General features: G+C 64.3%; 13 protein-coding genes. 4 read left to right on the forward strand and 9 right to left on the reverse strand.

Annotated elements, in window-relative coordinates:
• The first annotated feature begins 4 nt into the window (after positions 1-4).
• Positions 5-430 carry a phage holin family protein gene (locus F758_RS0106430; RefSeq protein WP_024507088.1) on the forward strand — a complete coding sequence of 142 codons (426 nt, stop codon included), beginning with the start codon at positions 5-7 and terminating at the stop codon, positions 428-430.
• Positions 408-1,502 carry a DUF3618 domain-containing protein gene (locus tag F758_RS0106435; protein ID WP_024507089.1) on the forward strand — a complete coding sequence of 365 codons (1,095 nt, stop codon included), beginning with the start codon at positions 408-410 and terminating at the stop codon, positions 1,500-1,502. Before F758_RS0106430 ends, F758_RS0106435 begins: the two co-directional genes overlap by 23 nt.
• A 71-nt stretch (positions 1,503-1,573) precedes the next feature.
• Here F758_RS0106435 and F758_RS0106440 read toward each other — a convergent pair whose 3' ends face one another.
• From F758_RS0106440 to F758_RS0106465, 6 genes are all read right to left on the reverse strand, one after another.
• Positions 1,574-4,333 (reverse strand): PAS domain S-box protein, encoded by a 2,760-nt coding sequence (locus F758_RS0106440; RefSeq protein WP_024507090.1) that lies wholly within the window; start codon positions 4,331-4,333, stop codon positions 1,574-1,576.
• Positions 4,334-4,751: 418 nt separating this feature from the next.
• Positions 4,752-5,870, reverse strand: a complete 1,119-nt coding sequence (locus tag F758_RS0106445) for a branched-chain amino acid ABC transporter substrate-binding protein (protein ID WP_024507091.1) — start codon at positions 5,868-5,870, stop codon at positions 4,752-4,754.
• Between the two features lie 192 nt (positions 5,871-6,062).
• On the reverse strand, positions 6,063-6,797 hold the full coding sequence (locus tag F758_RS0106450) for an ABC transporter ATP-binding protein (protein WP_024507092.1): 735 nt from the start codon (positions 6,795-6,797) through the stop codon (positions 6,063-6,065).
• Positions 6,794-7,630 carry an ABC transporter ATP-binding protein gene (locus tag F758_RS0106455; protein WP_024507093.1) on the reverse strand — a complete coding sequence of 279 codons (837 nt, stop codon included), beginning with the start codon at positions 7,628-7,630 and terminating at the stop codon, positions 6,794-6,796. Before F758_RS0106455 ends, F758_RS0106450 begins: the two co-directional genes overlap by 4 nt.
• Positions 7,627-8,949, reverse strand: a complete 1,323-nt coding sequence (livM, locus tag F758_RS0106460) for a high-affinity branched-chain amino acid ABC transporter permease LivM (protein WP_024507094.1) — start codon at positions 8,947-8,949, stop codon at positions 7,627-7,629. The genes F758_RS0106455 and livM overlap by 4 nt, the downstream gene beginning before the upstream one ends.
• A 14-nt stretch (positions 8,950-8,963) precedes the next feature.
• On the reverse strand, positions 8,964-9,881 hold the full coding sequence (locus F758_RS0106465) for an ABC transporter permease subunit (protein ID WP_024507095.1): 918 nt from the start codon (positions 9,879-9,881) through the stop codon (positions 8,964-8,966).
• 436 nt (positions 9,882-10,317) lie between these two features.
• Here F758_RS0106465 and F758_RS0106470 point away from each other — a divergent pair, with 436 nt between their 5' ends.
• Complete coding sequence (locus tag F758_RS0106470; protein WP_024507096.1) at positions 10,318-10,848, forward strand: hypothetical protein; 531 nt, start codon at positions 10,318-10,320, stop codon at positions 10,846-10,848.
• Here the strand turns inward: F758_RS0106470 and F758_RS0106475 are convergent.
• The 3 genes from F758_RS0106475 to F758_RS0106485 all read right to left on the reverse strand — a co-directional run bounded on the left by F758_RS0106475 (position 10,810) and on the right by F758_RS0106485 (position 13,456).
• Complete coding sequence (locus F758_RS0106475) at positions 10,810-11,202, reverse strand: carboxymuconolactone decarboxylase family protein (RefSeq protein WP_024507097.1); 393 nt, start codon at positions 11,200-11,202, stop codon at positions 10,810-10,812. The genes F758_RS0106470 and F758_RS0106475 overlap by 39 nt on opposite strands.
• A 100-nt stretch (positions 11,203-11,302) precedes the next feature.
• Positions 11,303-12,085, reverse strand: a complete 783-nt coding sequence (gene pcaD / locus F758_RS0106480; protein ID WP_024507098.1) for a 3-oxoadipate enol-lactonase — start codon at positions 12,083-12,085, stop codon at positions 11,303-11,305.
• Between the two features lie 18 nt (positions 12,086-12,103).
• Complete coding sequence (locus F758_RS0106485; protein ID WP_024507099.1) at positions 12,104-13,456, reverse strand: 3-carboxy-cis,cis-muconate cycloisomerase; 1,353 nt, start codon at positions 13,454-13,456, stop codon at positions 12,104-12,106.
• Positions 13,457-13,674: 218 nt separating this feature from the next.
• On the opposite strand from F758_RS0106485, the gene F758_RS0106490 reads away from it, so the two are divergent.
• The gene (locus F758_RS0106490) at positions 13,675-14,121 is read left to right on the forward strand and encodes an SRPBCC family protein (RefSeq protein WP_024507100.1); all 447 of its coding nucleotides are present in this window, start codon (positions 13,675-13,677) and stop codon (positions 14,119-14,121) included.
• Positions 14,122-14,175: the final 54 nt, after the last annotated feature.

Genomic DNA, 14,175 nt, shown 5'->3' on the forward strand with positions numbered 1-14,175 from the left:
TGCGATGGCTGCTCCCAATCCTCAGCGCCCCGTTCCCGAAATCATCAGCGATCTGTTTGCGCAATTGGCCACGCTGCTGCGCAAGGAGACGCAACTCGCCCGCGCGGAGGTGTCCGACAACGTGGCCGGCATAGGGCGAGGCCTCGGCCTGATCATTGGCGGCGCAGTCCTTCTGATCCCTGCGCTCGTCATTCTGCTTCAGGCGGGAGTTGCGGCATTGGCGCAAGGCTCCGGCTTGGCGCCCTATTGGTCTGCGCTCATCATCGGTGGCGGGGTGCTGATCCTCGGCATCATCTTGCTTCTGATCGGTGCGAGCCGTCTCAAGATCGAAAATCTCGTGCCCAACAGAACCGTCCACCAGTTGCGGCAAGACGCATCGGTGGCAAAGCAACAAGTGAGCCAGGACGATGAGCTACACCGAGCAGCTTGAACGCGAAACGGAGCAAGCCCGAAACCAAATCGCCGACACCTTGGAGGAGCTGCGCACCTCCATGACGCCGAGGCAGGTGTTCAATCAGTTGGCCGATCGCGTCGGGGATGCAGGCGGCGCGGCCTTTGTCAGCAATCTGAAAAGGCAGACCATCAACAATCCGGTTCCTGTCGCGCTTATCGGAGCGGGCTTGGCTTGGCTCATGCTTGGCGGCCGCCGGTCCGAGGCGCTGGGGCGCTCCCTGGCCGGCGATGCCGCGCAGCGGCTCGGCGAGGCGGCGAGCGCTGCGGGCGATGCCGTTCGCGGTGCCGCCGATGCGACAGCGCAGACTGCAAGCCGGAAAGGTGCAGAATGGCGTGATGCGGCGAGCCAGAAACGAGCCGAATGGAGCGAGGCCGCGAGCCAGAAGAGTGGGGAATTGAGCGATGCGGCGGGCGGCAAAGGCGCGGAGTGGAGTGATCAGGCGGCAGGGCTTGCCGATGATGCGCGCAGGCGGGCCGGCTCGGCTGCGGATCGCGCACGACAGTCCGCCGCAGAAGCCGCAGATGCAGTCGAGCAAATGGCGGGCTCGGTAACCGAATCGGCCCAGCGCAGCGCGTCGGCAGGTTATGAAGCGCTGTCGGACGGCGCGCGCCGGACCGCGGCCACGGTGAGCGGGTCGACCCGTGCGGCCGGGCAGCGCACACTTCAAGCCGGCAATGCCTTCGCGGATTTCTGCCGGGACGAGCCGCTGGTGTTGGCCGGGCTTGGTCTTGCGATCGGCGCCGCCATCGGCGCGCTGTTGCCTCAGACCGAGACCGAAGACCGCCTGATGGGCGAGCGCAGTGACAAGCTGAAGGAGCGCGCGCAGGGCGTTGTGTCGGAGCAGTATGAGGCGGCGAAAAAGGTCGGCGACAAGGCGCTCGACGCTGCAGGGGACGAAGCCGCCAAACAGGCCGGCGAGCAGTCGCAAGCCGCCTCATCTGACGCCGCGGCAGGCGCTGGGGAAACGCATGAACCCTCGCTCGTGCCCACGCATTTCGATGATCCTTCACCGGGAGGCAGCCTGAGCGCCGACGATCCGCACCCGTGACCAGACGGTCTCTTCGCGGGTTCACTTCGGCGGGGCCGTGAACTCCGCCATTGAGCCCCTTCGCGTCCGCCTCAACTGGCGAGCGCGATCCGGATCATCCGGGCGAGCTCCGGCTTGCGGTAGGGCTTGGCGAGCAGCAGCACGCCGGGATCGAGCCGGCCGTGATGCAGGATGGCGTTTTCGGTGTAGCCCGAGGTGTACAGCGTTTTCAGGTTCGGGCGGCGCTTGACCGCCTCGTCGACGAGCTGACGGCCGTTCATCGGGCCCGGCATGATCACGTCGGTAAACAGCAGATCGATGTCGGGATGCTTGTCGATGATGGCGAGCGCTTCGGTTACGTTGGCGGCTTGCAACGTCGTGTAGCCGAGGCTCTCGACCTGGGTGACGACATATTTGCGCACCAGCGAGTCGTCCTCGACGACGAGCACGGTCTCATGGCCGCGTTCGACCGTGGGGAGGGTCGCCGTATCGGCCGCGCCCTCCTGCAGGCCGCTCGCGCGCGGCAAATAGATCTTCACGCTGGTGCCGTGGTCGACCTCGCTATAGATCTTTAGGTGCCCGCCTGACTGCTTGACGAAGCCGAACACCATGGAGAGCCCGAGGCCGGTCCCCTTGCCGACTTCCTTGGTGGTGAAAAAGGGGTCGAACACCTTCTCCAGATGCTGCGGCGGAATGCCTACGCCGGTATCGCTGACGGCGATCATGACATAGTGCCCGATCGCGACCTCGCTGTGCATGCTGGCATAGCCCTCGTCGAGATAGACGTTGCGGGTTTCCAGCGTCAGCTTGCCGCCACGAGGCATCGCATCGCGCGCATTCAGCGCGAGATTGATGATCGCGGTAGTGAGCTGGTTGGGGTCGACCATGGCCGACCAGGCGTCCTGCGCAAGCTTCGGATGGATCTCGATCTGCTCGCCGAGAGTGGGATGCAGGAGCTTGGCGGCTTCCACGACGAGGCTGTTGACGTCGATCTCGCGCGGCTGCAGCGGTTGCTTGCGGGCGAAGGCGAGCAGGTGCTTGGTCAGTTGCGCGCCGCGCTCGGCGGCGTCGTCGATCAGCCTGGCGATGGAGGAGAGCTCGGGCCGGTCCGCGACCGCATCCTGCAGGATGCTGATGGTGCCGGTGATGACGGTCAGAATGTTGTTGAAGTCATGCGCGACTCCGCCGGTCAATTGTCCCACTGCATCCATCTTTTGCGCATGGCGGAACTGCGCCTCGGCCGCGCGCTGCTCGGTCACGTCGCGTCCGATGAAGAAATGGCGACGCACCGGCTCCGACCAGGATCCCGCCCAGTTCAGCAGCACGGCGTGGCCGTCCTTGTGGATATAGCGGCATTCGAAGCTGCGCAGTTGCTTGCCGCGCCGCGCGGCACGCATCTCCTCGCGTGTGGCCTCGAGATCGTCGGGATGGATGAACTCGACCGCGCTGTGCCCGATCATCTCGTCCGGCCGATAGCCGAGGATGGAGATCGAACTGGGGCTGACCTGCACGAAATTGCCGACCTTGTCGGTGACCAGGATCAGGTCGTGCGAGGTCTCGAAAATGCGTTGCCGCTCCTCGATCTCGCGGCTGAGCGCGTTCTGGGTCCGCTTGCTCTCGGTGATGTCGCGGGCGATCTTCGACGCGCCGATGATATCGCCGGACGCGGAGCGCAGCGGGGCGATGGTGAGCATCACGTCGAGCATTCTGCCGCTTTTGTGCATCCGCCGGGTTTCGTGATGTTCGATCACCTCGCCTTGGCGGATCCGCTCGATGATGTCGTACATCTCGTCGTGCCGGTCCGGCGGAACGATCGTCCGGATATGCTGGCCGACCGCTTCCGCCGACGAATAGCCGAACAGATGTTCGGCCGCCCGGTTCCAGGCGGTGATGGTGCCGTCGAGCGACTTGGTGATGATCGCGTCGTTGGAGGATTCCACGACGGCGCTGAACAGCCACTCGCGTTCGCTGACCCGCTTGCGGACGATCGACAACAGGCGCGACAGTTGGGTCTGCATTGTGACGTTGTCTACGAGCAGCACGATCAGCACGAAGGCGGCCGCGCACAGGCCATAGATGCGTCCGACATAGAAGCCGAGATCGTAGCGGGCGACATTGACGATGGCCGACAGCGCGATGTCGAACAGCCAGGCGCACATCACCACCATCAGCCAGATGTCGAGTACCGAATGCGGCCTTCGCAACAACAGCGCCAGCAGCGCGGCGAGGCTCAAGCACCACACGGCGGAGACGACGCCGATCATGACCGGCGTGTAACGGCCGCCGCCGAGCAGGACTGGCAAAAGGTCGTGCTTGGCAGTGACGACATAAACGAGCGCGGCGATGACCGCGAACACCACGGCGATGCTTGCGATGATCGCGGTCGGGGCCGAAACCGTAACCTCAGGGCCGCCGCCTTCGGCCTTGCTCAAGGCGTAGCTGAGAACCAGAAGGGGGAATCCGGCGTGCCAGATCATGAAAAGCCAGACGGTCGTCTGCGGACCCGCGCCCAGGAGGCCGGCGGGCGCGAACAGGCCGGGAAAGCTGACCGCATGCGCCATGGCCGCCAGTGCGGTGAAGATGTAGCCGCTCGACAGCAACAGCAGGGCGCGGGAACGCAACACCGCGAATTGCGCAAACAGCAGCGCTGCGGTGATGATGTCGCAGGTCGCAAGCGCCGATTGATAGCTCGCGACAAAGGCGGGAACGGGCGTCAGCGCCACCCCGGCATAGGGCACCGCGAACGCGAACAGGATCGCTGAGATGCCGACGACCCAAAGCGCCACCGCGCGGTCGCGCCGCGAGGCCGGAAAGGTCGCGAGAAAGACATGACGGTCGTTACCGGTCTGCATGTCGTCTCCGCCACACCGCGGCTCTAGATCTGCAATTCCGCGCGAGAGACACGCAATGCGCCCATCCCATCTGCCGAGAAGTCAACGAGATCGATCCGACGTCTGATATTAGAAGTCTGATATTACTTGATATTGGCCGCCCGGCCAGAATTGGAGCCGGCAGGGGTAACGCCTCCCTTACGGCGGGGTTGCAATTTCGCCCGGGCTCTTACCCCATCCAATACGCCAAGTCGTAGTTACATTGTAGAATTGCCTGGCAAGCCGCCGGGAGTTCCCGATACCGGGTGGATCGAGAACGACGAGGATATCCGCGCGATGATCTGCATCGTGCTGCGCGTCGACCGTCGTGAGGTCGAAGCGCGAAATAGAAAACGCCCCGGACGTGGCCGGAGCGTTTCGCGTTGCTCAGGTTTGGGCCTCAGGAGCCTTTCTCGTTCACCTCGGCATAGCCGCCCTTGTCGTCCCATCTGTACACGACATAGTCGAGCTGCTTGATGTCGCCCTTGGAGTCGTATTCCAGCTTGCCGATCACGGTGTCCCAGGAGCCGGCCTTGATCGTATCCATCACCTTCTTCGGATCGGTGGTGCCCGCCTTGGCAGCGGCCTGCGACCACACCTGCACGGCCGCATAGGTGTAGAGCGTGTAGCCCTCGGGATCGATGTTCTTGACCTTGAACTTTTCGACGATCGCCGCCGCGGTCGGCTTCTTGCGCGGATCGGGGCCGAAGGTGAACAAGGTGCCGGCGGCGGCGGGCCCGGTGATCGAGGCATATTCCTTGTCGGCCATGGCGTCGCCCGCCATCAGGATGGTCTTCAAGCCCTGGTCGCGCATCTGGCGCAGGATCAAGCCTGCCTCCTGATGATAGCCGCCGACATAGACGAGATCGATGTTCTCAGCCTTCAGCCGCGAGACGATGGCGTTAAAGTCCTTGTCGCCCTTGGTGTAGGATTCGTAGAGCTTTTCGGTGACGCCGGCCTTGTTGAGCGCCTTCTTGGTCTCGTCGGCAAGACCTTTGCCATAGGTCGTCTTGTCATTGAGGATCGCGATGTTCTTGCCCTTGAAATTCTTGGCGATGTAGTTGCCGGCGACCTGGCCTTGCTGATCATCGCGGCCGCAGACGCGAGCCACATTCCACAGCTTGCGTTCGGTGAAGGTCGGATTCGTCGAGGCCGGCGTGATCTGCAGCACGTTGTTTTCCGCATAGGCCTCCGAGGCGGGGATCGACGAGGACGAGCAGTAGTGGCCGACGACGAATGGAATTCGCGCGCTGCCGATCTTTTCCGCCACCGAGCGCGCCTGCTTGGGATCGCAGGCATCGTCCTCGACGTCGAGCGCGAGCTTCTTGCCAAGCACGCCGCCTGCGGCGTTGAGGTCCGTCACGGCCATGTCGGCGCCGTTCCTTAACTGGCGGCCGAAAGCGGATTCGCCGCCGGTCATCGGTCCCGCCACGGCGATGGTGAGGTCTTGAGCAAATGCTGCGGTCGATAGCGCCAGCGACGCGCCAAATGCCAGGCCGATGAGCTTCATTGATGTCATGAGGGTCCTCACGGTGATCGCTTCTGTTTTAAGTCCCGGCCAAGGCCGGCTTGGAAGATCGCGCGCCATTGTCGGCCGATTTTGCCGCGAAGTCATCGGCAATTTTCGGGCAAGACGGGTCGCCGCTTCGCAGCATCTTGCCGCAGCCTCAGCATGGTCGTCCTGGCGAAAGGAGGAATCGCAGCGGGCTTGCTACCCCCGCCGCCCGCCTTCGAGGTAGGCGGCGCGGATCTCGGGGCGCTGCAGCAGCTCGGCGCCGGTTCCGGCGAGCGTGATCAGGCCGTTGACCATGACGTAGCCGCGGTGGGCGAGCTTGAGCGCATGATTGGCGTTCTGCTCGACGATCAGCACGGTCAGCCCGTCCTGCCGGTTCAGCGTGCGAATTGCGTCGAAAATCTGCCGCGCGATCAGCGGCGCGAGCCCGAGCGAGGGCTCGTCCAGCAAGAGCAGGCGGGGGCGGCTCATCAGCGCCCGTGCGATCGCAAGCATCTGCTGCTCGCCGCCGGAGAGCGTGCCGCCGCGCTGCGCCATGCGCTCCCTCAGCCGCGGGAACAGCGAGAACACCCGCGTCAACGTGCTTTCGCGCTCGGCCTCGTTCGAATAGGTGACATCGGCGCCCATCTGCAGGTTTTCCGCAACGCTCATGCGCGGAAAGATCCGCCGGCCCTCGGGCGATTGCGCAATGCGTAGCCGCGCGATCTCATGGGTCGGCACCTCGGTGATGTCGCGGCCGTCGAACAGGATTTGACCGGCGCGGGCGCGCGGCCGGCCGAAGATGCTCATCATCAAGGTCGACTTGCCGGCGCCGTTGGCGCCGATCAGCGCCACGATCTCGCCGGCATTGATCTCGAGATCGACGCCCTTCAGCGCCTCGATCTTGCCGTAGGCGGCGCGCAGGCCGCGGATCGCGAGCAGGGGCGGGCTCACGCGTCGCTCTCCATCACGGCGATGGCTTCCTGCTCGTCGGCGCCCAGATAGGCCGCGATCACGCGCGGGTCGTCGCGCACCGTTTGCGGCGCGCCTTCCGCGATCTTCACGCCATAATCCATCACCACGACGTGGTCGGAAATCTCCATCACCACGCTCATGTCGTGCTCGATCAGAAGAATGGAGGTGCCGTGATCGGCGCGGATCGAGAGCAGCAGCTCGCTCAAGGCCGCGCTCTCGCGCGCGTTCAGCCCGGCCGCCGGCTCGTCGAGGCAGAGCAGGGCGGGCTCCGTGCACATCGCGCGCGCGATTTCGAGCCGGCGCTGGTCGCCATAAGCGAGGTTGCCCGCGGCATCGTCGGCGCGATCGATCAGCCCGACGCGCTTTAGCCAAAAGGTGGCACGCTCGATCGCGCGCCTCTCGGCCGCGCGCCAGGACGGCGCGCCGAACAGGCCGAGAAAGGTGAAGCCCGAGGCCAGCATCAGCGCGTTGTGCTGGGCGACCATCAGGTTTTCCAGGGCGGTCATGCCGGGAAACAGGCGGATGTTCTGGAAGGTGCGCGCGACCTTTGCCTGCTTGGAGATACGAAAATCGTTCAGCCGCTCCAACGCGATCTCGCGGCCGTTGTCGTGCGCGAGCCGCATGGTACCGCCGGTCGGCTTGTAGAAGCCGGTGATGCAGTTGAATACGGTGGTCTTGCCGGCACCGTTGGGGCCGATCAGCGCGGTGATCCTGCGCCGCCCCGCATCGAAGGAAAGTTCATTGACGGCGACGATGCCGCCAAAGCGCATGCTGAGGCGGTCGACGGTGAGGATGCTATCGGTGTCGCTCATCCGTGCCCCTCCTTGACGAGATCGGAGGAGATGGCTTCCGCCCGCTTCAGATAGACCGTTGGCGCGCGGTGACCGATCAGCCCGCGCGGGCGCCAGATCATCAGGAGCACCATGGCGATGCCGAACACCAGCATGCGGTATTGCTCGAGCCCGCGGAAGAGCTCGAAGCCGCCGATCAGCGCGAGCGCGGCGAGCGCGACGCCAAGCTGCGAGCCCATGCCGCCGAGCACGACGATCGCGAGCACTAGCGCCGATTCCTGGAAGGTGAAGGATTCCGGGCTGATGAAGCCTTGACGGGTGGCGAAGAAGGCGCCGGCGAAGCCGCCGAACAGCGCGCCGGTCGCGAAGGCCGTCAGCTTGGTCGTGGTGGTATTGATGCCGAGCGCGCGGCAGGCGACCTCGTCCTCGCGCAGCGCTTCCCAGGCGCGGCCGATCGGCAGCCGCCGAAGGCGGATGGTCACCCAGTTGGTGATGAGCGCGAGCGCCAGGATCACGTAGAACAGGAACACGATGCGGTGGGTCGGATCGAATTCGATGCCAAGCCTTGCCGCCAGTCCGTCGTCGGCAGGAGTCAACGGAATGCCGAACAGCGTCGGGCGGGGAATGCCGGAGATGCCGTTCGGCCCGCCGGTGAGACTCTGCCAGTTGACGATGACGAGCCGGATGATCTCGCCGAAGGCAAGCGTCACGATGGCAAGATAATCGCCGCGCAGCCGCAAGACCGGAAAGCCCAGCATCACGCCCCAGAGCGAGGCGAGGATCCCGGCGAGCGGCAGGCAGATCCAGAACGACAGGCCGAAGGTGGTTGCGAGCAGCGCGTAGGAATAAGCGCCGACGGCATAGAAGGCGACGTAGCCGAGATCGAGCAGGCCGGCCAGCCCGACCACGACATTCAACCCCCAGCCCAGCATCACATAGGTGAGCACGAGGATGGCGAGATCGAGAATGTAGCGCTGCTGATAGAAAATCACCGGCACCAAGAGGGTGAAGATGAGCAGCGCGGGCGCGATCAGGCGTCCGGCAAGGGCCAGACCGTTTTGCACCGGAGGCGGGATCAGATTGGCCGTAGGAGCAGGTCCGAGCCATTGCCGCATCAGCTCGACAATGATGCTGCCGATGAAGACCGCGCCGACCAGGCTTGCGAGCTCGCTGAACCGCGTCCAGTAGATCAATTGCCCGGTTGGCCCGGCTTCGGTGCGGATGCCGATCATCAGCGAGAACAGCACCAGCGCGACGAAGGCGCTGAGCAGGGCTTTCTTGAGAATGAAGGCGGCGCGGTGCGCGCGCGCCGGCTTATGGTCGGTCGTAGGTGCTGTCACGCGGCCGCCCGACACTAGACTTTTTCGACTTCCGGCCGGCCCAAAAGGCCGGTCGGCATGAAAATCAGGACCACGATCAGAATCGAGAACGCCGCGACGTCCTTGTACTCGACCGAGAAATACGCCGACCACAGCGTCTCGATCAGCCCAATCGCGAGCCCACCCAGCATCGCCCCCGGCAGCGAGCCGATGCCGCCGAGCACGGCCGCGGTGAACGCTTTGATGCCTGCGACAAATCCCATGTAGAAATCCACCAGGCCGTAATAGAGCAGGTACATCATGCCCGCCACGGCTGCCAGCGCGGCACCAATGACGAAGGTCATGGAGATGGTGCGGTCGACATCGACGCCAAGCAGCGCCGCCATGGTCTGGTCCTGCTCGCAGGCGCGCATGTCGCGTCCGAGCCGGGTCCGTGCCACCAGCCAGGTGAAGAGAGCGAGCAACACCACGGTGGTGATCACCACGACGATCTGCACGTTGGAGAGCTGGACGACAAAGCCGCCTGCGCCCTTATGCAGCGTGTAGCCGCCGGTGATGATCGGCGGCACCGGCTTGACCCGCGCGCCTTGGGCGACCTGCGAGAAATTGGAAAGCACGAAGGACATGCCGATGGCCGAGAGCATTGGCGCCAGGCGGAAGGAATGGCGTAGCGGACGGTAGGCGATACGCTCCACCGTCCAGCCATAAAGTGCGGTGATCGCCATCGCGACCAAAAGCACGATCAGGAGGATCACGGGCACGGCGGTGAGCCCGAACGAGACCAGCACCAGGAACGAGATCAGGGCGATGAAGCCGCCGATCATGAAGATGTCGCCATGGGCGAAATTGATCATGCCGACGATGCCGTAGACCATGGTGTAGCCGATCGCGATCAGGCCGTAGATCGAGCCGAGCACCAGACCGTTGATGAGCTGTTGGGCGAAATAATCCATGACTGCCGCTTACGGGACCTCTTTCGGCTCTGATCAGGTCGGGACCGGAGAAAAGTCCCAGGTTCGTGCAGGACCGACGCGGCGAGGGCCCCGGGCAGCCTTGAGCGACGCGTCTTGGAGCGTTTTTTAACAGCGGGAACAGGGGGCGGCAACTGTGCCAAAACGCGAAGAGCACCCTTCTACAGGATTGTTTTTGCTGGCGGTTCCTTGCTTAGGGTTCCCTGGCCACGAAGCGGACAAATTGGCGACGCGGGAGGCACGCGGCCAGTTCCCCTGGGGCAGCAGCTTTCCGGGCACGAGGGCGCATCGGTATCTCGCCACCGGGCCCGTTAAGGTAAACAAAGGGTTTAAATTGCCGCCCCGACTTTGGGCGCGTTAGCTGCCTTGCAAATCGCGGCGCCCTGCAAAGGCGCTGCGGAATAAGTGGGAAGGCGACATGTCCACGAATTGGCGGATCAGTTCTTTCAATGGCGCGCTGCTCGCGGCCTATTTCATTCCGACCTGGGCCATTGTTGCGTTCAGGATCATCGAGGCGCCGGTCCGTGGCCTGTTCGAGCGGCCGGACGTGGCGGCGGCGTTCTTCCTCGGCGATCATCTGCAGTGGGGTGCGACCGGTCTTATGCGCGTGGCGTGGCTGCTCGCGCTGGGGCGGCTGACGGTGGTTGCGTTCTTCGCGCTGTTTGTGGTCCTGATTTGCCGGCCGCGAATCCGCCTGTCCGGCGGCTGCGACGAGGCGCTTGGGCTCGCGCTCGGCATTGGCAGTGTGATCAGTTTTGCGCTGATGCTGATGGCCTCGAAGGTCGGCGAGCTTGAGGCGCTGCGGCTGCACGCCACCGAGCTTTTGATGCTGCTGGGCACCGCGATCGTGCTTGCGGTCGAAGGACGCCCTGCGGCCACGCCGGCCGACGCCGGCGTTCCGGCCGAGCCGCTACCGCTTGAGCAGCCCCAGCTCCTCAACAATGGTTGAGGCCTCTTTCACCGCGTGATTGGCGGCCGGGACGCCGCAATAGATCGCCTGCTGCAGCAGGATTTCCTTGATGTCGTCTGGCGTGAACCCGCCTTCGGCGAGCGCGGCGCGCACATGCAGGCGAAATTCGTCCCATTGACCGAGCGCCACCATGGTGCCGATCACCAACACGCGCCGCGTCCGCTCGTCGAAATGCGGCCGGGTCCAGATCTCGCCCCAGGCATAGCGGGTGATCAGGTCCTGGAAATCGGTGTTGAAGGAATTGCGGCTCGCAATCGACTTGTCGACCCAGGCATTGCCCAGCACCTTGCGGCGCTGGCCCATGCCCTGATCGCGGCGGTGTTGGTCGTCCATTGGATGTCCTCCGTCATTCCGGGGCGATGCAAAGCATCGACCCCGAAATTTCGAGATTCCGGGTTCGCCTCTGCGAGGCGCCCCGGAATGACGAATGAAACTAGCGCTGCGTCAAGAACCCGACCACCGCTTCCGTGAAAGCGTGCGGCTGTTCGACATTGGAGATGTGCGCGGCGTCCAAAATGGTGAGGCTTGCGCCGGGAATCTGGCTGCGGATGTATTCGCCGGCCGCGACCGGGGTCGACATGTCGTGGCGGCCGGCGATCACCAGGGTCGGGCTCTTGATCTTGGGCAACAGCGCGCGCTGGTCGAGCGTGCTGAGCGCCTTGCAAGAGGCGATATAGCCCTCGACCGGCGAGGCTAGCAGCATCGCCTTCATGTTGGCGGTCACTTGCGGCTCCCGCTCACGGAAGTCAGCCGTCAGCCAGCCGGCCATCACGGTATCCGCGACGGCCGCGAGGCCGCCTTCCTTCACCGCCTTGATGCGGTTATGCCAGTTGGTCGGATCGGGATAGTAGCAGGTGGTGTTGGAGAGCACGATCCTGTCCAGCCGCTCCGGCGCATTGGCGCCCAGCCACTGGCCAACCATGCCGCCCATCGACAGTCCGCACCAATGCACCTTGTCGATGTTGAGATCGTCCAGGATCGCCAGCACGTCGCGGCCGAATCGCTCCACCGAATACGGGCCGGGCGGCACGCTCGATTTGCCGTGGCCGCGCCGGTCGTAGCGGATGACGCGAAACACCTGAGCGAGCGCCTTCATCTGCGGTTCCCACATCTGCAAGGTCGTGCCCAGCGAGTTCGACAGCATCAAGGTGGGTCCGCTTTGGCGGCCCTCGACGGAGACATTGAGCAGGCAACCGTCGGCATCGATCATCGGCATGGGAAGCGTTCTCCAGCGTTATTCGTCAAGCGAAGCAAGCAGGCGGTCGATCAGGGCTTGCGAAGCGCCTTGATAGGCCATCGGCTCGAACAAGTGTGCTAATTTTTCCGCACTGATTTGCGCCGTTATGTTGGAATCGGCAAGCAGGACATCGCGCAAATGTCTTTTCTCGCTAACTGCCTTTTTGCTCGCGGTCTCGATCAGATGATGTGCCTCGCTTTTACCGATCTTTGCCGCGAGCGCCATGGCGACCGCTTCGGCCATGATCAACCCGCCGGTCTCGTCGAGATTGGCGCGCATGCGCGCGGCGTCGATCTCGAGTCCTTCGGCGATATCGACGATTGCCGCGAGCGCGCCCGAAGTCACCAGCAACAAGGTCGGCAGCGTCGGCCATTCGGCGTGCCAGGGCCCGGCGCTGCGCTCATGCTCCTGCACCTGGGCCGCAAGAATCGTTGCGGCGAGATTCGGCGCCATGGTGGATGCGGCGAGCGCGCTCGCGGCGGCGACCGGGTTGCGCTTGTGCGGCATGGTGGAAGAGCCGCCGCGGCCTTCCCCTGACGGCTCGAAGGCTTCCGCGACATCGGTCTGCATCAACAAGGAAATGTCACGCGCGATCTTGCCGCAGGTGCCGGACAGAATCGCAAGTACGGAGGCCGCTTCCGCGATACGGTCGCGATGGGTGTGCCAGGGCGCCTCCGGCAGCGGTAGCTTCAGCTCGATAGCTAGTTGGTCGGCCACCGCAAGACCCTTGTCGCCGAGCGCAGCCAGCGTGCCGGCGGCGCCGCCGAATTGCAGCGCCGGTCCCTCCCGCCGCAGGCGCGTCAGTCGCAGCCGCGAGCGATGCAGCGCCGCGGCATACTCCGCGAGCTTCAGTCCGAACGGCATCGGCAGCGCATGTTGCAGCCAGGTGCGCGCGACCATGGCCGTATCGCGATGGGCGCGCGCGAGCCCGGCAAAGCCGGCAATGGCACGATCGCAATCAGCCAGCAGCACCTCGAGGGCCGCGCGCAGCGTCAGCATTGTGGCGGTGTCGATCACGTCCTGGCTGGTCGCGCCCCAATGCACGAAGCGGGCGGCCTGTGCGTCAGCCTTCGCCACCTCGGCCGTGAGTGCCTTGACCAGGGGAATCGCAAGATTGCCGGAGCGGGTCGCGGCCTGCGCAAGCTGGGCCAGGTCGAACGATGCGGCGCTGCAGGCCGCACCGATCGGCGCGGCCGCGCTTTCCGGAATCACCCCGGCGCTCGCTTCGGCGCGCGCCAGCGCTGCTTCGAAATCGAGCATGGCCTGCAGATATGTGACATCGTCGCAGACGGCGCGCATCGGGCCGCTCGACAACATCGGCGCCAGCAGGGGCGAAAGGGACGTGCTCATGTTCGGCGCGACCTAACCACTAAAGCATGATCCGGAAAAGCCTGGACCACACGATGTGAGGGGATACCGGTGCAGCCGCTCTGCCAAGGCCAAAGCGCATGCGCAAGGCTTTTTGCGGTTGCGAATATGCATCGCAAATCCTCGTCATGCACACTTTCCTTCTGTCGCCGCCTGCTTTACTTGGGAACGACTGACCATAGTGATCCGGGGAGGCCCTCATGGCGATGACAATGAACGGGGAAGTCGAACTTCCAGCTTCGCGCGAAGCGGTGTGGGCCAAGCTCAACGATCCCGAGGTGCTCAAGGCCTGCATTCCCGGCTGTGAGGAGCTGGAGAAGACCGACGAGCAAGGCTTTCGCGCGGTCGCGAAGATGAAGGTCGGGCCGGTGTCGGCGCGCTTCAAGGGCAAGGTCACTTTAAGCGATCTCGATCCGCCCAATGGTTACAAGATCTCGGGCGAAGGCGAGGGCGGGGTGGCCGGCTTCGCGAAGGGCGGCGCGACGGTGAAGCTGGCCGACAAGGATGGCGGTACGCTTCTGAGCTACGATGTCGAAGCCCAGATCGGCGGCAAGCTCGCCCAGCTCGGGCAGCGCCTTATCAACGGTGCGGCGAAAAAATTGGCGGACGAGTTTTTTACGAATTTTGCCAAGGCCGTACAGGGTTAGCCCGATCCGATGAGGTAACAGGTGAGGTTGCCCATGACCGTGTTGACCCATATG

The organism is Bradyrhizobium sp. ARR65 (genome assembly GCF_000472385.1).
Classification (GTDB): Bacteria; Pseudomonadota; Alphaproteobacteria; order Rhizobiales; family Xanthobacteraceae; genus Bradyrhizobium.